20 protein-coding genes and 3 tRNA genes are annotated in these 21,043 nt (G+C 70.5%); 20 read left to right on the top strand and 3 right to left on the bottom strand.

Features of this window, described 5'->3' with window-relative positions; genetic code table 11:
• The first annotated feature begins 139 nt into the window (after window positions 1-139).
• From Vse01_RS20780 to Vse01_RS20765, 4 genes are all read left to right on the top strand, one after another.
• Window positions 140-212 (top strand) — tRNA-Val (locus Vse01_RS20780).
• An 11-nt stretch (window positions 213-223) separates the two neighbouring features.
• Window positions 224-298: transfer RNA gene (locus tag Vse01_RS20775), tRNA-Glu, on the top strand.
• Window positions 299-319: 21 nt separating this feature from the next.
• Entirely contained in the window at window positions 320-715 is a 396-nt protein-coding gene (locus tag Vse01_RS20770; RefSeq protein WP_198413218.1) for a hypothetical protein, read from the top strand.
• Between the two features lie 14 nt (window positions 716-729).
• Entirely contained in the window at window positions 730-1,686 is a 957-nt protein-coding gene (locus Vse01_RS20765; protein ID WP_198413219.1) for an SDR family NAD(P)-dependent oxidoreductase, read from the top strand.
• 147 nt (window positions 1,687-1,833) lie between these two features.
• On the opposite strand, the gene Vse01_RS20760 is transcribed toward Vse01_RS20765, so the two are convergent.
• Window positions 1,834-2,844 (bottom strand): DUF5954 family protein, encoded by a 1,011-nt coding sequence (locus Vse01_RS20760; RefSeq protein ID WP_093408112.1) that lies wholly within the window; start codon window positions 2,842-2,844, stop codon window positions 1,834-1,836.
• A 488-nt stretch (window positions 2,845-3,332) separates the two neighbouring features.
• On the opposite strand from Vse01_RS20760, the gene Vse01_RS20755 reads away from it, so the two are divergent.
• The 7 genes from Vse01_RS20755 to Vse01_RS20725 all read left to right on the top strand — a co-directional run bounded on the left by Vse01_RS20755 (window position 3,333) and on the right by Vse01_RS20725 (window position 11,808).
• Window positions 3,333-3,674 carry a pilin gene (locus Vse01_RS20755; protein WP_093408115.1) on the top strand — a complete coding sequence of 114 codons (342 nt, stop codon included), beginning with the start codon at window positions 3,333-3,335 and terminating at the stop codon, window positions 3,672-3,674.
• Window positions 3,674-5,140 carry a hypothetical protein gene (locus Vse01_RS20750; protein ID WP_093407849.1) on the top strand — a complete coding sequence of 489 codons (1,467 nt, stop codon included), beginning with the start codon at window positions 3,674-3,676 and terminating at the stop codon, window positions 5,138-5,140. Before Vse01_RS20755 ends, Vse01_RS20750 begins: the two co-directional genes overlap by 1 nt.
• Before the next feature lie 33 nt (window positions 5,141-5,173).
• The gene (locus Vse01_RS20745) at window positions 5,174-6,097 is read left to right on the top strand and encodes a PrgI family protein (RefSeq protein WP_093407852.1); all 924 of its coding nucleotides are present in this window, start codon (window positions 5,174-5,176) and stop codon (window positions 6,095-6,097) included.
• Window positions 6,094-7,920, top strand: coding sequence for a VirB4 family type IV secretion system protein (locus tag Vse01_RS20740; RefSeq protein WP_232511354.1), 1,827 nt, complete (start codon window positions 6,094-6,096; stop codon window positions 7,918-7,920). Before Vse01_RS20745 ends, Vse01_RS20740 begins: the two co-directional genes overlap by 4 nt.
• Window positions 7,917-10,394, top strand: a complete 2,478-nt coding sequence (locus Vse01_RS20735) for a type IV secretory system conjugative DNA transfer family protein (protein ID WP_093407854.1) — start codon at window positions 7,917-7,919, stop codon at window positions 10,392-10,394. Before Vse01_RS20740 ends, Vse01_RS20735 begins: the two co-directional genes overlap by 4 nt.
• Window positions 10,395-10,525: 131 nt before the next feature.
• Window positions 10,526-11,524: a replication-relaxation family protein gene (locus tag Vse01_RS20730; protein WP_093407857.1), complete on the top strand. Its 999-nt coding sequence runs from the start codon at window positions 10,526-10,528 to the stop codon at window positions 11,522-11,524.
• Between the two features lie 41 nt (window positions 11,525-11,565).
• Entirely contained in the window at window positions 11,566-11,808 is a 243-nt protein-coding gene (locus Vse01_RS20725) for a hypothetical protein (protein WP_093407859.1), read from the top strand.
• Window position 11,809: 1 nt separating this feature from the next.
• Here Vse01_RS20725 and Vse01_RS20720 read toward each other — a convergent pair whose 3' ends face one another.
• Complete coding sequence (locus Vse01_RS20720; protein ID WP_093407862.1) at window positions 11,810-12,262, bottom strand: hypothetical protein; 453 nt, start codon at window positions 12,260-12,262, stop codon at window positions 11,810-11,812.
• Between the two features lie 167 nt (window positions 12,263-12,429).
• Here Vse01_RS20720 and Vse01_RS20715 point away from each other — a divergent pair, with 167 nt between their 5' ends.
• From Vse01_RS20715 to Vse01_RS20700, 4 genes are all read left to right on the top strand, one after another.
• Complete coding sequence (locus Vse01_RS20715) at window positions 12,430-12,981, top strand: hypothetical protein (protein WP_093407865.1); 552 nt, start codon at window positions 12,430-12,432, stop codon at window positions 12,979-12,981.
• A gap of 107 nt (window positions 12,982-13,088) precedes the next feature.
• On the top strand, window positions 13,089-13,451 hold the full coding sequence (locus Vse01_RS20710; protein WP_139233195.1) for a DUF6221 family protein: 363 nt from the start codon (window positions 13,089-13,091) through the stop codon (window positions 13,449-13,451).
• A gap of 214 nt (window positions 13,452-13,665) precedes the next feature.
• Complete coding sequence (locus Vse01_RS29660; protein WP_275415516.1) at window positions 13,666-13,794, top strand: hypothetical protein; 129 nt, start codon at window positions 13,666-13,668, stop codon at window positions 13,792-13,794.
• Between the two features lie 180 nt (window positions 13,795-13,974).
• A tRNA-Met gene (locus Vse01_RS20700) sits at window positions 13,975-14,047 on the top strand.
• 354 nt (window positions 14,048-14,401) lie between these two features.
• On the opposite strand, the gene Vse01_RS20695 is transcribed toward Vse01_RS20700, so the two are convergent.
• Window positions 14,402-14,782, bottom strand: coding sequence for a tyrosine-type recombinase/integrase (locus Vse01_RS20695; protein WP_093407868.1), 381 nt, complete (start codon window positions 14,780-14,782; stop codon window positions 14,402-14,404).
• Between the two features lie 1,843 nt (window positions 14,783-16,625).
• On the opposite strand from Vse01_RS20695, the gene Vse01_RS20690 reads away from it, so the two are divergent.
• The 5 genes from Vse01_RS20690 (at window position 16,626) to Vse01_RS20670 (ending at window position 20,946) form a co-directional block, all read left to right on the top strand.
• Window positions 16,626-17,753, top strand: coding sequence for a GGDEF domain-containing protein (locus Vse01_RS20690; RefSeq protein WP_170863526.1), 1,128 nt, complete (start codon window positions 16,626-16,628; stop codon window positions 17,751-17,753).
• Window positions 17,754-17,975: 222 nt separating this feature from the next.
• Window positions 17,976-18,407, top strand: coding sequence for a MarR family transcriptional regulator (locus Vse01_RS20685; protein WP_093407873.1), 432 nt, complete (start codon window positions 17,976-17,978; stop codon window positions 18,405-18,407).
• A gap of 268 nt (window positions 18,408-18,675) precedes the next feature.
• Entirely contained in the window at window positions 18,676-19,341 is a 666-nt protein-coding gene (locus Vse01_RS20680) for a hypothetical protein (RefSeq protein ID WP_093407875.1), read from the top strand.
• 201 nt (window positions 19,342-19,542) lie between these two features.
• Complete coding sequence (locus Vse01_RS20675) at window positions 19,543-19,896, top strand: DUF3846 domain-containing protein (protein WP_093407878.1); 354 nt, start codon at window positions 19,543-19,545, stop codon at window positions 19,894-19,896.
• A 51-nt stretch (window positions 19,897-19,947) separates the two neighbouring features.
• Window positions 19,948-20,946: a DUF4192 domain-containing protein gene (locus Vse01_RS20670; protein ID WP_093407880.1), complete on the top strand. Its 999-nt coding sequence runs from the start codon at window positions 19,948-19,950 to the stop codon at window positions 20,944-20,946.
• Window positions 20,947-21,043: the final 97 nt, after the last annotated feature.

Below are 21,043 nucleotides of genomic sequence, written 5' to 3'. Positions count from 1 at the left end.
CTCCCGGACGCCGCAGGGCGGTCCTCGGTCACGATATGGCGGCACGTCGACGCACGGGCCGCGCCGGTCGAGGTCAACACCATGCAGGCGTAAACGGTTGGCGGCATGGTGATCGGCGTCGCTACGATGCGTCGTGGTGGGGCCCGTAGCGCAGAGGTAGTCGCGTCGCTATTACATGGCGGAGGATGCCGGTTCGAGTCCGGTCGGGTCCCACCCCCGTCGCGTGGTCGGTAGCGCAGAGGTCGACGCGCCGCCCTCTCAAGGCGGAGGACACCGGTTCGAATCCGGTCCGTCCACGTCGACTGGTTGGTGAGGCACGATGGACAGCACCGAGGTCGAGCAAGCCCTGCGGGTGCTCGGCGAGATCCGCGCGTTGCCCGTCGACGACCCGATCCGGCAACGAGTGCAACGCGCCGTCGACGGGCTACTCAAGGACGCGCAGCGCCAACGCCGCGCGGACCGACGGCGCGCCACCGCCGCCGCCGACCGGGCCGTCGTCGCCGACGCCGCCACCGCAGCCGGCAACCGCGCCGAAGGCGTACCCGTCGCAGAACCCACCGAGCTGACCGACACGGCCGGGGTCGGACGCACCCGGCGGGACCGCCGCTGCTACGCCTGCCGCGACCGGTTCCGCACCGTCGACGCCTTCTACCACGCGCTCTGCCCACCTGCGCGGACCTGCACCGCCGACACCGGCACGCCCGCACCGACCTGACCGGCCGCCGCGCGGTGGTCACCGGAGGCCGGGTCAAAATCGGCTACCAGACCGCGCTGAAACTACTCCGCGACGGCGCCACCGTCACCATCGTGACCCGATTCCCCGCCGACGCCGCCCGCCGCTACGCCCACCAACCCGACGCCACCGACTGGCTCGACTCACTGCGCATCATCGGCGCGGACCTCCGCGACCCCCGCCAGGTCCTCGACATCGCCCAACGACTGACCGACGACGCACCCCGACTCGACATCCTCATCAACAACGCCGCCCAGACCGTACGCCGACCGGAATGGGCCTACCAACCCCTCATCGCCGCAGAGCTGCACGCCGCCCCCACCGCAGTCGCCATCGAATCCGCCACCGGATTCCGACCCGGCGCCGCACCACCCGACTGGAGCCTGCGGCTCGCCGCGCCACCGGAAACACCCCGCCGCGAACTGACCAGCATCATCGACGCCACCGGCGCGCTCGTCGTCCCCGGCACCACGAACTCCTGGACCGCCACCATCGGCCAGATCGACCCGGTCGAACTGCTGGAGGTGCAACTGGTCAACGTCGTCGCACCGTTCCTCCTGCTCGACCGGCTCCGCCCGACCCTGACCGCACCCGGCCCCGGCAACCGGTACGTCATCAACGTGACAGGTCGCGAAGGCTGGTTCTCCGAAGACAGCACCGGCCCCACCCGACACCCCCACACCAGCATCAGCAAAGCCGCCCTCAACATGCTCACCCGCGTCGGCGCCACCGACCTCGCCCGCCACCACGTCCACATGAGCGCCGTCGACACCGGCTGGATCACCGACGAAAACCCCACCACCATCAAAGCCCACCGCGCCGCCACCGGCTGGCAACCACCACTGGACGTCACCGACGCCGCAGCCCGCATCTACCACCCCATCATCAGCGGCGAAACCGGCACCCCACTACACGGCGTCCTGCTCAAGAACTACACCGTCGTCCCTTGGTAGTAGCAAGGTCAACGACAGGGCCGACCTCGACGTCGGGTTGGGGACGTCAACCGTCACGGCAGGCGGGCCGCAGGGCGTGACGGGTGCCGCCCGCGGTGCACGGCGGGCGTACGGCGTACCTGCCGCCGAATGCCTGCCGTGTTCGGGTCAGTCTGGTTTGGGCATCAGGCCCTGCGCGCGGAGTTGTTCGACCTGGCTGGCTGGCGGTGGTAGCGGGTCGTGATCTGAGGGGCGGGGTCCTTCCGGACCGTCGGGGCCGTACCGGATGAAGGTTTCGACCCGGGTCACCCGGCACGGCACACCGCCCACCTCGAAGTCGTCGGTGCGTGGCGGACGGTGCGCCGCGCGGGCGCGCGCGTAAGCCGCCATGAACTCCTCGATCGGAGTGTCCGCATCCCGTGGAACGTCGGCGATGGCGAACGACTCCGCGTCCCGGGCCGCCTGCGGTGTCGGGTAGGTGGTGAACGAGCGGGGCCGCCACCTGCCGTCGACCTGTTCCCCCACGGTGAACCCGACCGGGAGCAGCACCACGTTCGGGTGCGTCACCAACGCCCGACGCGAATCGGCGTACACGTCGTCGGGGAAGGACGTCGCCGGGTAGGTCGCCGAGACCAGTTCCATCCGTACGAGGGCGTCGGTGAGCCCGGTGCCCGCGGCCGGGTCGATGACGAATCCGTCCATCGGCGACGTGGTCCGCTCCGCCTCGCCCGGCGGGTACGGGTCCGCATCGGTGGGCCGGGGCGGCTCCGGCCCGTCCGGGCCCATTCGAATGAACGGCTGCGCCCGGATGATCCGGTAACGACGGCCACTGACGGTCAGCTCATTCACCGACTCCCAGTCGAGCACCTCGTACGCCGTCTCGTACGCCGCCCGCACGGCCGCGTTCTCCGCCGTCTGCGGCGTCTCGCTGAACAGGCGCCGGAAGTGCGACGCGAGGCTGTCGCGCGCATGCTGCGGCTCGTCGGCGTCAAGCCGCACGACCCGCCACCGGCCGTCCACCTCCTCGGCACAGCCGAAAACCGGCGCGCCCCACATCAGCGTGGGATAGGCGACCGAGCGGCGTCGGGCATCGTCCTCGGACACCGCCGACACCGGATCGTCCTGCTGCTCGACGGCGATCAGCAGGTGCTCAGGCACCCGCTTGTCGTGATGGGCCATGTACGCATTGTGTGCCCCCCGATCGCCGAAACGCAGCACCGCCACTTCCACAGATCTCCACCACCGTCGGCAACCTCCTCACAGGGACCGCCGCAGTCGGAGAAGGTCGCTGCGCGAAGGCGAAGGCAGGCGCACATGCGGAAGCCCACCGACTCCAATGCATGTCCCAGTCCTGAGGAGACGCCCCAACAGTTGGGTAGCCGTTGGCCGCTGTTGGGTTGCCAGGTCCCCGCAGTTCGCGGCCAACAGCGGCTTTTGGCGGTCACAAGACCGATCCAGCCCGGCACGCCAGCCGGGTTTGCGGACGGTCTTGGGCGCCGCCCGGTGTGGGTGGTGACTCGGCCCGGCTGTCGGCCCGTGCTCACCACAATTTCCGAACCTGGTTGTGGAAGGAGAGTGCTTCCACGGTCTCCGCCCGTGCGGGCGGCGCCTCCCTATCGGCTGTCGCGCATGCCCCGCCGCCTGGCGGGGTGGGAGGTGAAGACCAGATGCGCCGTGTCCTGTCCCGTCTGTTCCTGTCCACCACGATCGTCGCCGCCGTTATAGCCGGCACGGCCGGTGCGGCTCAGGCTGGGCCGCCAGAACTGCTGGCGGTCAACAGCCTGGACACCGTCATCAACAACCTCATCGCCTGGATCGTCGGCATCCTCGTCGGCGTCGCCACGCTGTTCCTCACCTACGGCGGTGCCCTGTATCTGATGGCCGGCGGTGACCCCGGTCAGGTGGAGAAGGCCAAGGGTGCGCTGAAGGGCGCCGCGACCGGCTACGGCCTGGCGGTGCTCGCGCCGGTGCTGATGAGCATCCTGCGCGGCATCCTCGGGACGAACTGATGTACAACCCGTTCACCATCGCGGCGGTGCTGGACAGGGTCCTGGAATGGATCGCGGCACGGGTCGCGGACGTCATCGACGCCCTGTGGAGGTTGCTGTCCTGGGCGTTCCTCGTGGTGCCGGATGTGACCGCCCTGCCGCAGGTCCAGACGATCAGCACCCGCGCGCTGTTCGTCGCCAACACCTGCTACGTGGTGGCGATCGTCGCCTGCGGTGTGGTGGTCATGGCCCGCGACAGCGTCCAGGCCCGCTACGGCGTCGCGGAACTCGCGCCGCGTCTGCTGATCGGCATTATCGGCGCGAACTTCGCGATGCCGATGTGCCGGGAACTCATCGCCGTGGGCAACGCGCTGATCCAGGCGCTCATCGGTGAGTCGGTCACCACCGATGGCTCGCTGGACCAGTTACGTCGCACGATCGTCGACGCGTTGACCAATCCGGCCAACGCCCTGCTCACGCTCGTCATCGGCGTGGTCATCGCCGTGCTCGCCGCCATGATCATGGCGGGTTGGGTGCTGCGGCTGGGCCTGCTGGTGATCCTCGTTGGTCTCGCACCGGCGGCGCTGGCCTGTCACGGCACGCCGTGGACCGAGCCGGTGGCGAAGTTGTGGTGGCGGGCTTTCCTCGGCGTGTTCGCCACGGTCGGAGGCCAGGGCATCGCGCTGCACGCCGGGTTGACGGTGTTCGTCAGCCCGACGGCGAATCTGCCCGCCCTGGGTCTGCCGAACGATCCGACGGGCACGCTCAACCTGTTCATCGTGTGCTGCCTGCTGCTGGCGGTGACGCGGATACCGGGGCTGGTGCGCCGGTACGTCACGGGTGGGCAGTCCCGCAACGTGGTCGGCGCGTTCGTTCGGGTCGCTATCGTTCAGCAACTCGGCCGCGCCCTCACCGGGGGTCTGTGGGGTGGCGCGGGGCGTGCTGCGGCGGGAGCCGTCGTCGGCCGGACGCGCCGTGCCGGGAACCTGGCTGCCCGTTTCGGCGGAGTGCCGCTGCCGCAGCCGGCTGGGGTTCGCCCTGGTGCGGGGCCTGGTCCGGTGGCGCGTCGTCCGCCGCGAACTGCTGCGGCGTCGACGTCTGCCAGTCCGTCCCAGGCCGAGCCCGGGGTCGGGGTGCGGAGGGTGCCGTCGGGGCGGACTCCGGCGACGGTGATGCCGCAGCGGATGCCGCGGTGGCGTCGCTGGTGGGCCTACACCGAATCCGGTATCGGCTGGCCGAGCGGCGCGTCTCGGAGTTGGTCGGCCGAGTCGGTGCCAGGCCTGCGCGTGCCGCCGGTGCTCTCTGCTGTCCCTGAGTCCGCGCGAACGGCCAGCGGCACGGGCTGGCCGTCGGTGCCCATCTACGGACCCCGGACCACCCGCACCTCGGCGGCAGCACGTGCCGCAGCCACTACCCGGTCACGACCGCGGCCTTCACCCCGGCCGGCTGCCGGCCGCGACAGCAGCGGCACCGGCTGGCCGGGCTGACCTTCCTTCTGATGTCAAGGATTGGTGTTTCCCATGTCTGATGTTGATCTTCGTGCTCGTATTCCGGCGGACATTGAGGCCCCGGATCGTCTGCTGTACCAGTTGAGCCCGCGGCAGGTGGCCATTCTGGCCACCGCCGCCGCGGTGGCGTACCTGCTGTGGCGGGCGCTGTTGGGCCATGTGCCGATGCCGATCCTCCTTGCCGCCTTGATTCCGCTGCTCGGGGCCGCCACGGTCCTGGCGTTGGGTCGTCGTGACGGGCTGGGCCTGGACGCGTGGCTCCTCGCGGCGGTCCGGGGCTCGCGCACTCCGCGCCGGCAGGTCCCCTCCCCCGGCGGGAAGGCGCCGCGGTGGGCGCCGAGCCCGGTCGGGGCCGAGGGGAACCTGACGCCACCAGCCATGTTGCGGCTGCCGGCGCGGGCGATCGCCGCCAACGGGGTGGTGGACCTGGGCGGGACCAGCGCCGCCCTGGTCGCGGTGACCACGGTGAACCTGGGTTTGCGGACGCCGGCGGAGCAGTCGGCGCTGGTCGGCGCTTACGCCCGCTGGTTGAACAGTCTGACGGCGCCGGTGCAGATCGTGGTGTCCACGCAGCCGGTGGACCTGGCCGGGCATGCGCAGCGCATCGCGGACGCCGCGGATCTGCTGCCTCATCCGGCGTTGGCGGACGCCGCCGCCGACTACGCCGAGTTTCTCCTCGACGTGGAGGAGGAGCGGCAGCCGCTGTGGCGAACGGTGACCATCGTGCACACCGCCACCGGCGCGCGCCGCGACACCGATGTGCTGCGGGCCGCCGAGCACACCGCCGCCGCGTTGCAGGGTGTGGGTGCGGCCACCCGGGTCTTGGACGGGCCGGCGGTCGCCGCCGTGCTCGCCGCCGCGGTCGACCCCTACACCCTCCCCCTGTCCGGGGAGCGGGCGTTGCCGGACGAGCCGGTCACCGGAGGGCAACGATGAGGCTCCGAAACGTGCTGCGTGCTCTGCTTCCCACCCGCACGCCGCCGCCGGCCGCACCGTCGGCAGGGTCGCAGGTCGACGCTGTGGCCGCGTTGATCGGCCCGGCCAGCGTCGAGGTGACCCCCCGCTACCTGAAGGTCGGCGACGGCTACACCTCGACGCTGCTGGTCAACGGCTATCCGGCGGAGGTCGGCGCGGGCTGGCTGTCGCCGTTGACCGGCTGGCCGGGCCGCGCCGACGTGGTCATCCACATCGAGCCGCTCGATCCGCAGGTGGCCGCGTCGCGGCTGCGCCGCCAGCGTGCCCGCCTGGAATCGTCTCGGCGCTCGGATGCCGAGCACGGCCGTCTCGACGACCCGACCACCGAGGCCGCCGCCGCGGATGCCGCGGATTTGGCCGACCGGGTGGCCCGGGGTGCGAGCCGTCTGTTCCGGGTCGCGCACTACGTCGCCGTGCACGCGACGAGTTTGGAGGAGTTGACCGAGTCGGTGGCGCATGTGCGGGCCACCGCCGCGTCGGTCATGCTCGACACGGTTGCGGCGACGTGGCGGCAGCTGCCGGCGTGGACGTCCACCCTGCCGCTCGGGGTGGACAGCATCGGGATGCGGCGGGTGTTCGACACCGACAGCCTCGCCGCCGGTATGCCGCTGGCCTCCGCTGACCTTCCCGCGCCGCTGCCTGGGGATCCGCCCACCGCCTCCGGTGTCCTGTACGGGTTGAACACGGCGACCAACGGGATCGTGTGGCACGACCGGTGGGCCGCCGACAACCACAACAGTGTGGTGCTCGCCCGCTCCGGCGCGGGCAAAAGCTACATGATCAAACTGGAGACGTTGCGGAGCCTGTATGACGGGGTGCAGGTCCACGTCATCGACCCGGAAGACGAGTACCGGCGGCTCGCCGAGGCGGTCGGCGGCACCGTGATCAACCTCGGCGCCCCCGACGTGCGACTCAACCCCTTCGACATCGCCGCCGACGACCGGCGGCCCGACGCGCGTACCCGACGGGCGCTGTTCGCCCACACCCTGGTCACCGTGCTCCTCGGCGCCGGGCAGGACGGTGGCATGCAGCCGGCCGAACGTGCCGCCTTCGACCAGGCCGTCAACACCGCCTACCTGGAGGCGGGGATCACCAACGACCCGGGCACCTGGGCGCGGCCAGCGCCGTTGCTGCGTGACGTGGCCGCCGCCCTGGAGACCGACGGTCCGCCGCCGGCGGTCACTCTCGCCGCTCGGCTGTCGCCGTGGACGACCGGCAGTTTCAGTCACCTGTTCGCCGAACCCACCACCACCCACCCTGTCGGGCATCTGGTGGTGTGGTCGACCCGGCACCTCGCCGACGAACTGCGCCCCGCCGGAATGCTCCTGGCCCTGGACGCCATCTGGCGGATCGTGGACGCCCCACCCGCCACCGGCCCAACGAGCGACCCGCGTCGGCTCGTCATCGTCGACGAAGCCTGGACCCTGCTGCGCGACGGCGAAGGCGTGCGGTTCCTGAACCGGCTGGCGAAAGCCGCCCGCAAACGCCGCGCCGGCCTGTCGGTGATTACGCAGGACGCGGCCGACCTGCTCGGCTCCGACCTCGGCCAGGCCGTCATCGCCAACAGCGCCACCCAGATACTGATGCGCCAAGCCCCACAGGCCATCGCCGCCGTCGCCGACAGCTTCCACCTCACCGGCGGGGAAGCCCGGATGCTGCTGTCCGCCCAACGCGGCGAAGGACTCCTCCTCTCCGGTGCTAACCGGGTGGCCAGCCACGCCGTGTCCTCCTACCGAGAACACGAGCTCTGCGTCACCGGCACCGACCCGCAGGACGAGTCGTGACCTGGCTCGCCCCACCCACCCCGCCGCTGCCGTCGTCGGTCACGCCGACCAACCCGGTCGCCGAGACGATCGGCACCGCGGTCGGGTGGGTGGTGGCCCGGCCGTGGCTCGCCGCCGTCGCCGCCGCGGCAGCTGTGGTCGCGGTCGTCGCCCACGGCCAGCTGCAGATCTGGCGGCAAAGGCGCTGGCAGCGGCATGCGCAGCAGGTCACCATCACCCCACCGCCGCAGGTGGAGCCGGACAGCGCCGCGAGGTGGTGGGCGACCTGCGCGGAGATCCTGCGCCCGGCCGGCTGGCGACGGTGGCTCTACGGCACCCCGCACGTCGGCTACGAGTACCGGTGGGCGGGCCGGCAGCTGACCATCACCATCTGGCTGCCCGGCACCGTCGCCACCGGCCCGGTCCTCGCCGCGATCGCCGGCGCCTGGCCCGGCGCCGCCACCACGACCGCCGACGCCACCGACCCGATCCCTACCGGCGTCATCGCCGAGGGCGGCGCCCTGACACCGACCCTGCCGGCGTGGTATCCGATCGTCACCGACCACGACACCGACCCGCTACGCCCTCTGATCTCTGCCCTGTCGGGGCTGCGCGACCACGAGTACGCCTGCGTGCAGATCCTCGCCCGCCCCGCCACACCCCGCCAGATCCGCCGGCTGCGCGCCGGCACCGCGGCACTACGTACCGGCCAGCGCACCCCCGGCGTTCTCGACCCGTCGGCCTGGTTGGAAGGACTGTTCGGTCTCCTCACGCCCGGCAAGACCCGCCCCACAGCGGGCAGCCGGACCACCGCCTACCGGCCGCCGGCCGGTGACCCGGAACGAGACCGCGACGCCCGCGCCGCGGTGGACAAGCTGGCCTGCGGCCAGCTGTGGGAAACCTCCATCCGCTACGGCATCGCCCACACCAACCCCCGCCAAGCCCCGCAAGAAAACCTGCGGGCCCGGTTGACGACCCTCGCCCACGGCGTCGCCTCGGCCTACGGCCTCTACACCGCCCGGCAACGGCTGCGCCGCGTCCGCCTCACCCAACCCGCCACCGTGCTGGCCAACCGGCCACTGCGCACCGGCTACCTGCTCGGCGCCGCCGAACTCGCCGCTATCGCCGCCCTGCCCTCCGACGTGGCAGTGCCCGGCCTGCTGCGGGCCCGCGCCAAACCGATGCCGATGCCGGTCGACGTTCCCACCACCGGCGGCCGAGGCGTCAAACAGCTCGGCCGGGCGCAGATCGGCGGCCACGCCGTCGGACTACCCGTCCCCGACGCCCGCCAACACCTCCACGTCCTCGGCTCCACCGGCGTCGGAAAGAGCACCCTGCTGGTCAACATGATCCTCGACGACGTCGCCGCCCACCGCGGCGTCGTCGTCATCGACCCCAAAGGCGACCTGGTCACCGACGTCCTCGACCGGCTCAACCCGAACGTCGCCGACCGGGTCGTGCTCATCGACCCCGACCAAACCCAGGGCGGCTACTTCAACCCCCTGTCCGGCGACGACCACGACCTCGCCGTGGACAACGTCGTCTCCATCTTCTCCAAAATCTTCCAACGGCACTGGGGACCCCGCATCGACGACACCCTGCGCGTCGCCTGTCTGACCCTGATGCGCAAAGCCAACCCCACCCTCGCGCTGGTCCCGCCGCTGCTCAACGACAAACAGTTCCGCCTCGCCTTCACCGAAGGCCTCGACGACCCGGAAGGCCTCCTCGGCTACTGGACCTGGTACGAATCCATGCCCCCACCCGTACGGGCGCAGGTCATCGGCCCCGTCATGGCCCGCCTACGCGCATTCCTGCTGCGGGACTTCCCCCGCCGCACCCTCGGCACCCCACGCTCATCGTTCGACATGGAGCGGCTACTCAACAGCGGCGGGATCCTGCTCGCCCGCCTACCCAAGGGACAACTCGGCGAGGACACCAGCCGGCTGATGGGCTCCTTCGTCCTGGCCCGCGCCTGGCAGGCCGCCACCGCCCGCGCGAAACTCCCCGAACACCAACGACGCGACTGCACCGTCGTGATCGACGAATGCCACAACTTCCTGAACCTGCCCGGCTCCGTCGACGACATGCTCGCCGAAGCCCGCGGCTACCGGATGAGCCTCGTCCTGGCCCACCAGGACCTCGCCCAACTCCCCCGCCCCACCCAACTCGCCCTGTCCGCGAACGCCCGCAACAAAATCACCTTCAACGTGGCGCCCGAAGACGCCCACCAGATGGCCCGACACATGTTCCCCGAACTGTCCGACCACGACCTCAGCCACCTCGACGCCTACCAAGCCGCCGCCCGCCTCGTGATCGGCAACCGGGAAACCGCCGCGTTCACCCTGCACACCCGACCACCCCGCCCCATCGTCGGCGCGGCCGACCAGATCCGCGCCGCCTGCGCCGCGGCCAGCGGCGGCGCAGGCGATCCCACGGCGATCGAGCAACTCGCCAAACGGCTGGCCACCCACGCCGACACCCACCGCCGCCGGTGAACCCCGTCCGCTGCTGCCACGCCGGAATGCCGCCCGGCCTGGCGGCGGGCGGGCACTGGTCCGCGCCTCGGTGCAGACCCGGCCGGCCCCCACTCACCCTCGAACGCCCAACAGTGCAGGTAGGTGCATAAATGCTCGATGATCAACCGTCCCGACAGTCCCCTCGGGGGGACACTCTCCGACCGGGGGGCGGCCCATCGCCCCCTCTCCCCCGCACACCGGCCCGGCGTACGACGACGACCCTGGCCGACATCTCTGCCCGGCTGCGGCCCCGCGACCGGGTCATCGCCTTCCTCCTGTCCGACCACACCGCCCTCACCACCGCCCAGATCGCGGCAGTGCTGTTCGACTCACCGATCACCTGCGGCCACCGCCTCTACGCGCTACGCCGCATGGACTTCGTCAACCGCGTGCTGCGCTCCCACCCCGGCCGACCCACCCAGGTTCACTGGGTGCCCGGCCGGTTGTCGGCGCGCCTGGTCGCCCTCGCCCGCGGCGAAGCCCCACCCACCCCGAAAGCGGTCGCCCTCGCCGCCGACCGCGTCCTGTCCGACCGCACCCGCCGACACACCATCGAAACCAACCAGTTCTTCATCGACCTGCTCGTCCACAACCGATCGCACCCACAATCCCGGCTGACCCGCTGGTGGTCCGAGCAGCACACCACCGCCGCATTCGGCCGCCGTATACGCCCCGACGGCCACGGCGTCTGGACCACCGGCCACCACCACGCCGGCTTCTGGCTCGAACACGACCGCGGCACCGAACACCACCCACGACTACGCGACAAGCTGGAGCCCTACCGCCGACTCCGCATCGACGGCGGACCCGACTACACCCTGCTGTTCTCCCTGCCCACCCGAGAACGGGAACGCCACTTCCACCACAGGCTGATCGACACCGCCGGCCACGACCACCGGATCGCCGCCACCCTGGCTACCCTCACCATCGCCACCTGCGCCCGGGACCGCATCAACGGCCACGGCCCCGCCGGCCCCGTCTGGCGGCTCGTCGGCAACGGCGGCCACCGACTCCGCCTGGCCGACCTCCCCACCACCAACGACGAACCCGGCCCCCTCAACCCCGGACCACCCGCACCCGATCACGACCCGCTACACGAACTCACCTGACTCCGACAACCGGCGAGACCACACGTGCGAGCTGCCCGCCATTGCCCCAGGCCCAGCTCCGCATCGGCAGCGGCCGCGACCACCTGCGCGGGGTGGGGGTGGAGTGCCCGGCCTGCCGGGGCCGGCTCGTCTACGCCTACGCGGCCAGCCCGGGCACGGTAATCTGCCGCGACGACTGCGTGTGCGCCGGGCCCGGCTGCCGATGCCGGCTGGACGGCGCGGTGGCCGGCGCACGGCACGTCTGGGTACGCACCCACACGGCCGCCCCGGCCGCCGCCCGCTGACTCACGACGGGATGGGGATAGCTACCGGTTCACTCTGCCCATCCCAGGTGATGAGCAGTTCGGTCGGGGAGTCTGTCCATGCAGGAATGACGAAGAACTCGAGTTCGCCCCCCGGCAGGACCCGGCCGGGGGGAGGCTCAAAGTGGATGAGGTCCTCCCGGCTGTCACCAGTCTTGATCCACTCCACTCCCGTGGCTGATTTGGTGCCGATGTTCTTCAGCAGATAGCGGTCTTTGTAGTCGCGGCGCGCGGACCAGGCGACGTCCGGTGGCGGTGGGGGCAGTGCGGCCTCGGCTGCTGCGGCCTGTCGCTCTGCGGCATCGGCCGAACGTTCGGCCGCACCAGCTGACTTGTCCGCCGACCGGGCGGATGCCCGCGCGTACCGCACACTCCAGCCCGAAACGAGCAGGGCGAGCACCGCGATGGCGCTCGTGACGATCTCGGCTACGTCCATGCCGCAGAAGGTAACTGGGGCTGTCAGCTACCCATTCGGCGCAGCGGCACGGCCCGCAGTCTGACCTCGGCGGACAAGAAACGCCGCGGCTGACGACCGTGTACCCCGGCCAAGGAGTACGTTGCTCACAGAGTGTGACAAGCCGATGACAAGCGCCGGGAGGGCTAATGGCTGAGGACTTCATACCTGCCCGTTTCAGCGACGCCGAGACGTCCCTACCGGAGATTGACCGCTGGTGCGGTGCCATCCTGTCCGGCTCCAGGGCTCGCCTACTGCTGCTCGGCCCTTTCATGTCCGGGAAGACCCACAACGCGTACGCCGCGCTCCGCCGCCTACTCGCCGCCGGTTACCCACCCGCCAACCTGAGGGTGTACCAGGCTTATGAGATGGCCCGCGCCTACGACCCGCGTCTCATCGAGCAAGGGCCGCCGGTGATATTCCTCGACAACCTGACGGACCGCAGTGACAACGTGGCCGGCACCGAAGATATCCAGCCCGACGAGCCGGATATCCAGGCGCTGATGGCGGTGCACCAAGGGGCGGTAATCGATGCCGCTGAACGATTGGCGGGCAGAGCAGGCAGTTCGTGGATCGCGTGCGCGTCGAATCGTGAGCGACTGGCGGCAGATCTGGGTGTGGACGTTGCCGCCAAGCTTCTCGCGGTCGCTGACGTGGTCGAGCTTCCCCCGAGGCCGCGACAGCCCATCATGGAGTGGTAGCAGACGCGCGTCTCAGGCCGCCGTAGTGTCTGGTTTTGGCGCACCATAATTCCACTAATGTGCGTAAGGCGGGAAGCTGGTGTACACCAACCAGGTAGCCTAGGAAGGTGCGACCGAACGGGGAAGACCTGGCGACGTGGCTCCGCCGTCAGCTCAAAGATGACGAGGCGGCGGTCGAGCGCGAGATCCAGACCGAAATCGGAAACGTGCTCGCGGTCGGTGTACCCATCACCCGCGAAGAGTTCCTCGCTCAAAGCGGAGGTCGATGGCACAGTCCCCTGGCCGAACTGGACGCCAGGCGACGCATCCTCGACCTTCATACCGGCCCGCACGAATGCCCTGAGTGGGATCAAACCGTGAACGAAAGCTGCACGGGTTACTACGGCGCTGAGGGCTGCCCAACTCTCCGGCTGCTGGCCGTGCCACAGGATCACCGGCCTGGCTATCGCGACGAGTGGCGGCCCGCGTGACAGCCAAACCCGACCGCTGCCCGTCCTGCCGCGCCAAGATCCCCGGCTCCGGTCGATGCCCCGGCCTCGCACCCCTGATCGAGCACAAGGGCCGGCTCTGGGGCATTGCCGCCCAGCTCGCCCATGCGCTCGGCAACAACGGCGACGTCAGCGAGGCGATTTCCGCAACTACGCCAACCGCGACGGCCTCACCCGCCGCGAGTACCGCCGCAGTGTGTTCTTCGCCCTCGACGAGTGTGGCGGCATCGAGCGGGCCAAGCGGGTGTCGAAGGAGGAAACCGGCAAGGGCCGGCCGCGACACGCGCCACCCCCGCTTGACGCTGGCCACGCCCACGCCGCATGATTTGATCAGTCGGCCGTACAGGTGGACTATGTCCAAGGCCCGCTCGGCGGCCTCGTAGCCGAGACATGGACCAGACGAGCCCCAGCCCGCCCACCCGGCGGGCTGTTGTGCGTCCGGGGGACGGCCGGCGTACAAGGGGTGCGGGCAGGCCGGAGGTGCGACCGGTCTGCCCGCACCCGGAGCGACGTGGAGCAGCTGGTAGCTCGCTGGGCTCATAACCCGGAGGTCCCCGGTTCGAACCCGGGCGTCGCTTACGGATGGGAATCTCCCGCCGGCGGCGGCCCTTCGTGGTGCCGAGGTACCAGCCGCCCTTGCCGTCTCTCTTCCACGCCCGCCAGATCCGCACCCGCGGCACCGCCTTGCCCCTCGGCGGCACGATGTGAGCGACGCTCAGCGCGGTCGCTTCAGACCAGCGGGCGCCGGTGCCGGCGAGCAGCTCGACGAGCGGCCGGTCGGCCGGGTCGAAGGCGTTCCGTAGCAACCGATACTCGTCGCGGGTGAGCCGGACCTGCTCCGGTTCTCCGGTGTCGTCGTGCTCGACCTGGTCGCGGACGTAGTCCGTCTTGCTCACCGGGTTGCGGGTCAGGTGTCCCTCGTCGACGGCGGCCTAGAAGATGGCAAACAGCAGGCTGTAGTAGCGGGTCACCGTCGAGTTGGTGAGGCCGGGCTCGTCGTCGTCCTCCGGCCGTCGCAGCGCGTTGAGCAGCGCACCGATCTGGGTGGGTGTGATCCGGTCGATGTGGTGGTCGCCGAGGACAGGCCAGATGCGGGTGACGAGCTGCCGCTCGTACGCGGCCCGGGTGCCGGGGGTGATGCGGGTCTTCGCGGCCAGCCAGGTGGTAGACCAGTCCCGCAGCGTCGGCAGGGTTGGCTCGGGCTCGGGGTCGAGGACGCCCATGTCGGCGTACACCTGGTCGGCGGTGCGGTTGCCGCGGTAGCCCTCGACGATCGCTTTGACCTCCAGGGCGACCTCTTCGGTCGGCCACATCGTACGCTGCTTGCGACCCTGATAGCGCTGAGTACCTGGCTCTGCCAACGCCACCTCACTGTAGCCCCATACCCAACCGCCATGGCTTGAGGACCAACAGCCGGACCGAAGCGGCCAACAGGACTGGCCGATTCCTCCACCACAGCGACCCTTAACGTAGCCAACAGTCCTGTTCAGATCATGGTTTGCCAGCACCAGAGCATGATCGTTTTCTGTTGGGTAGGCGGGTTACGGTGAGGGCTCATATATATGAATTCTTCATCGTGCGCCACCCCAGGCCTCGGCCCGTCACGGCAGGATCCGCACCCGCCCACCCGCCTCATCGGCCGGTCGGCAGCGACACCTCCTCCCGCGACGCCCGCCCACCCGTACCACCGAATCGCCCCACGCTCCCCACGCCGTCCCTTCTTCCAACGCTGTTGCCCACCAATGGATCTTTCCGGTCAACAGCCTCGACGCCAACGCGCTTCGCCGATCGCAATCTCTCTTCGAATGGAGGTATGTCCCACATCCCAGACAATCGTGGTCGCACTCGACCCCGACATCACCACTGACGCCCTGACCGCCTCCGCCGCAGACCACGTGCACACGCAGGGGCACCTTTGTTCCACCGGCCTTGTCGGTCATTTCCCGGCGCACCGTCGACTGACCCGCAGACTCGTGCACCGCTTGCATGAACACGCGCCGGCGGACCGATTTCGCCTGCTGGATCTTCGCCTGATGCGCCACCATGCCGCAGATCGCGCCGATTGGCAGTGGCAGCAATGGCGTTGCGTCGTCTTCGGCATCCCACGACGCTCAACTCTGGTGGGTATTTCTCGATTGCCACCGTGCGGACCCCGCCGCATGGCCGATCAACCGCGCCCAACAGGCGTACCTGGCGCAGCCGCCAGCGCTGGGTATGACTGCCTACAACGCCGCATACCGGCAGCACCCCATCCCCACGACCGGACTCGAATCGTTACAGGCCAGACTTAGCAAGCACTGCACCGCAGCCACACTCGTTGGGGTTCCCGGCGATGCCACCGCCGCTGCCACCGGCATGTAGCTCACCACCCGCAGCGGTCGACTGTCCGACAAACTGGCCTATCTTCACGCCGCCAACGGCTACATCGACCACCTGCCCACGCGCACTCCCCTGGTCGCCATCGCCGCCCACCCAGCCGGATAGTCCCCGCACGCACCCCGGGCATCGCCTGCCTGAGATGCCTCGATCCGGGCCGCACCTCTATTCGTTCTCTTGCGCCGGACAGGCACTGAGCCTGCCCGGCCATTGCCATGCCCGGACCACAACGGTTCGGCAGTAAGGGGAGTAGTCCGTGAGCAGTGCCTGGCTGCACGGCCGCGACGACCTCGCATCGGTCATCGACGACGCCGACTACCCGAGGTACCGGGGCGCCCAAGGCCAATGTTGGCCGACGGGCTCAGCTGGCTCTTCACCGACCCGATCGACGCCCCAGTTGCGGCAGATGCTCAGGCGAATGGCCGCGGGCATCGAGTGCGGCCCGGACGGCTGCGTTCGGGGCTGCCGGGATTGGCAACCGCCACGCCGCGACACTCTCGGCAGGCCAGCAGACAGGCTTCTGCGCTGCCTGGCGTCGCCTCACCGCGTTCCGCTAGCCATCTCGTCCACCTTGGCTGCCGGCCGGTAGCTCGCGCGAGCCGCACCGCAGCCACCACCTGTGTCGCCGTAGCCGATGACCGTGCACGGGCCGATTCGCCGTCGGACAACGCCTGGCCAGCCCGCTTGACCAGTGGGCCGGCTTCACGTGGGCCCGGGGGCGGGCCCTGCCTTGCCAAGCCGGACCGTCCCCGGTGCTCCTCAGCCATAAGGAGCCTCTCAATGCCTTCTCTTCACCGACCAGACCGCCAACCCCGCCTGAGTAGGGCGGGCACCCTCGTCGTCATCTCCAGCGTCATCGCCGCTGGGCCGGCTGGCGCGTTCGCCGCCACCGAACGGTTCACCGCCGCGGCGGTAGCCGCCGTCATCGCTGTGGTGGTGGCGCTGCCGGGTGCCGTGGCGCTGGTCCGGTTTGCCCGCCGCCACCAGATGATTGTCAGGTGGGGCAGCGAGTACGAGCGGTTGTGGACCTGTCTCGCCGCGGCCACCGACCGGGAGAACAGCCTTCGGCGGGAACTCGTCGCGGCGTTGACCGATCCGCTCACCGGCCTGCCCACCCGGGCGGTCGTTGAGAGTGCTCTGGCTACCGCCGCCGATCAGCGTGCTCCTGTGGCGGTCGCGGTGGCCGACGCCGATGGTCTGCACGAGGTCAACGACGACGGTGGGCACGCGGCGGGCGACCGGTACCTCACCGTGATCGCGGATCGGCTTACCACCGCGGCCACCGCTGTGCGGGCCGACGCCGTTGTGGCTCGTGCCGGCGGCGACGAGTTCGTGATCGTGGCCCCGCACACCGACCCGGCCGTGCTGGCCGACGCGATCCGCGCCGCCTTCACTGCACCGACCGCTGATGAACCAGTGCCGCGGGCCAGTGTTGGCGTGGCTGCAAGCGACGGCAGGGATCCCCGCTACGCCCTGGCCCAGGCCGACGCTGCCATGTACACCGCGAAGTGGGCCGGCAACCAGACCCTGGTCTACGAGCCGGACCGCGACGGGATACCGCAGGCCGACGGCACCCGGACGCAGGTCCGTCGCCGTGACCTCAAACCCGGCCGCGACATCGTTGTCACCGACAGGCCGGTTCCGCCGGTCCGAATCTTGTGCTCGGGAGCCGACGCGGCAGCGATCGTCAACGCCCTTCGAACCGCCTACGAGAGGTGGGCAGCCATCGCCGGACCTACACCGACGGGCAGCGGTACGGCAGACGGGGCGGACCAGACGATCGATGTCACGCCCACGGCGGCGGGGATCGATCGGATCACGGTGGTGGCGCAGGCGGAGATGGCCACGTACGCGACACTCGCCGACGCGATCGCCGCGGCCCTCGATATGCCGAGCAGCGAGTCGTGACCCGGCCACGACCGCTACCGCCTGCTCTGGTGGTCGTCGGACTGCGCGGGATGTCGATCTGCGGCAGGACGACGTCGTCCGGCTGCCCGGCGAGGTGGACGTCGTCCTGGCCGTACCCGAGTGCCGTCGGACCTCGAACGGCATGCGTGGCCGGCCAGTGGTAGATGCCCGGTGCCGCCACCAGACCGGACGCCTGTCGGCAGCGCCTGGACGGGACGGCCAGTGACTGGCCGCCCGCAGCGGCTGAGCGCGTTGGCCGCTGCGACCAGCAGGCTGTGCACCTACACCGCCTACGGATGGTGGCTGCTGGCCGACGGTCGGGCCGGACGTGGTCTGCACCCGGATGACCTGACGCCGGCCCAGCGGCTGGTGTGCGCGGCCGTGCACCATCACGCGGACTGCGTCACCGCCACGGGCGGCGCCTACCCGGGCTGCCATCCGGACGACCTGGTCGACATGACCAGCATGTCGGCCGGGTCGGTGAAGTCGGCCCTGCACCGGTTGGTCCGGCTGCGTTGGCTGGACCGCGACCCCCGCAGCGGGATGTTCCAGGTCAGCACCGCAGCGCATGCGTTCACGCGCAGCGGCTGGCTCGATGAACCGGCGCTCGCCGGCGAACCCCTGATCGACGTTCTTACCGACCCACCCGACTGACCCGGCAGCCGCTGGCGACGCACTTGAATCGCCGATGACGACCACGCCAGCACGGGCGAATGCGGCTACGCCGCTGACCGACCCGACGCCGAGGGTCGGCGCCACCGTCAGTGCCCTGTGACCCGGGACGCGAGCGGCCGTACGTCGTCGCCGCCCACACCGGGCGTGATCGCGTGGCCAGTTCACCACTCCCCCTTTGCGCGCCGTTGGGCGCGAACCCCATTTCACGTCCCGGTGTCCCGCCGGGCTCATTTTGAAAGGCATCGCCATGACCGACGCCCTAACCTCCGAACGCCCCGATTCCCCGACCGCCGTCGCCCCGCAGCCGTCGCCGCGTCCGCTGACCGCCTTCGCCGGCTCTCCCGGCCGGGCGGTCACCATCCTGGACGCCGGCGCCAGCTACGACGCCGTGGTGCTGTCCCCCGCCCCGGGGACGAGCATGGTCCGTGTCCTGGTCGACGGGCAGGTCCGCAGCGTGCGCGCGGACATCTCCGCGGTACCGGTCACGGACCCGGCCACCGCGCTGGCGTTGACCCGGCAGGCCGTGGCTTGGGCGCTGACGGAACAGGACAGCGCCGTCGAACGCGCCCGCAACCTGGCCGAGCAACGCGACGAGGACCGGCGACGCGAGACCAGCCAACTCACCGAGATCCGGTCTTACGCCATCGGCCAGTACCGCGAGGCAGACATCACCCGCGACGGGCTCGACAGCCTCCTGTCCCGGTTGGACCTCGATCCCTACCAGCCGCGCCACCGGGTCCGGTTCACCATCAGCGGCAGCTTCGACGTGATCCCCGACGTGTACCGCGACACCGAGGACACCGAGTCCGACGTTCGTAGCTACCTGCGGATAGACACCGATCGGGTCGACAACGTCGAGGACGACACCGTGACGATCGACGTCACGGCCGACGTGGAAGACCTCGGCGACTGAGACGCGCATCGCGGCGACCGCCCACGCGGCGTGACCACTCAGGACTGCCTCCTGGTCCCGGCGGCCATCCGCCACGGGACCGCGCCGCCAGCGGCGGCCGTACCTGCACACCACTTGTCCTGGCCAATGCCCGGCCACCCCTTTCGCGCGCCGGGCATGGCCAGACGGCCATGCCCGGCGACTGCCCCGACAGGAGTCTCCATGGCCCGTGAAACGTTCCGATACATCGTGGTCGCCGACGACGGCACGAGCCACGAACACCACACCCGACTGCGCCACAGCAACGTCGCATCGCTGCTGCGCCGCACGGTCGGCGGGTGGCTGACACCGATCCCGATCAGCGTCCCGGACCTCTACGCCTGGGGCGACGAGGACGGCCACCCGAAAGCCCTGCGCCCGAACCCTGTCGCCCGCCTGCTCGTGGCGCGCCTGGGCGGCGGTGACCTGCCGCTGGTCGGACCTGTCGTCGTCACCGGTCGCCGAGGCACCACGGCCATCAGTCTCACCACCACCCAGACCGACGCGGTGCTCACCGCGCTCACCTGCTGCCGCTGATCTGCCCGTCGGCGGCACGGGCCGCCGACGGCCTCGGGAAGGAGAACTACCGTGGTCACACCTGACAAGCTGACTCTCACCACCCGCGACGATCGTGTCGCTGTAGTGCCCTACCTCGTCGGTTTCACCCCGACCGACAGCCTGGTCGTGGTGGTCCTGGACGGCAGGCAAGTCCGCTTCGCCGCCCGCCTCGACCTCCCCCACCCGTCCGACCTTGCGGAACTGGCGGCGCCGGCGGCGCAGAACGCCGCGATGATCGCCCGGCACGGGTCGGCGGCGTTCCTCGTCGGCTACGGACCGGCCGACCGGGTCGCACCCGCCGCCACGCTGCTCACCACCGCACTGACCACCGCCGGCGTCGACGTCCTCGAAGCCTTGCGGGTCGGCGACGGCCGCTACTGGTGCCTGTGCGGTGACACCGGCTGCGCCGACGGTGTGGCCTACGACCCGGCTGGCAGCAGGATTGCGGCGGAAGCGGTCTACCGCGGTCTCGCGCCACTACCGGACCGGGCCGCGCTGGAACGCCTCATCACGCCGATCAGCGGGGCTGAGCGTGACCGGATGCGCGCCACGACCACGACCGCGCTTCACCGGCTGACCGGCATGCTCGCCGACGAGACCAGCGCGACCGCCGGCACTGCGACGGAGCATGTGGTGCGCGCCGGGGTAGCGGCGGTGCAGCAGGCGTACGAGTCCGCTGCCCGCGGCGAGGCCCTGTCCGACGACGAGGTGGCGTGGCTGACCGCCGTCCTCATGGTCCCTGAGGTCCGCGATCACGCCTGGATCAGCTGTGACGGCAGCGACGGGCAGCGGCGGCTGTGGATCGACGTGACCCGACGGGCGATGCCCGCCACCAGCGCCGCACCAGCCTGCCTGCTCGCCATCACGGCCTACCTGGCCGGGGACGGCGCCTTGGCGAACATCGCCGTAACCCGGGCCCTGCACGCCGACCCGGACTACCACCTGGCGCACCTGCTCGGCCACGCCCTGCAGGCCGGTGTGTCGCCGCAGCAGTGGCGGGCCGCCACCACCGACACCACCGCCGAGTAGTCCGTCGCTGCGGTGCCCGACCCGGGCGCCGCCAGCACCCTGTCGCGAGCAGACGCTCGCACACCGTTCGAGGTGAGGGCAGCCGGTGGCATCCCCC

Origin of the sequence: Micromonospora sediminimaris (assembly GCF_016863575.1) — a bacterium.
Taxonomy (GTDB): domain Bacteria; phylum Actinomycetota; class Actinomycetes; order Mycobacteriales; family Micromonosporaceae; genus Micromonospora; species Micromonospora sediminimaris.
Note: the sequence above shows the minus strand (reverse complement) of the source record. Positions and strands in the feature narration are given on the sequence as shown.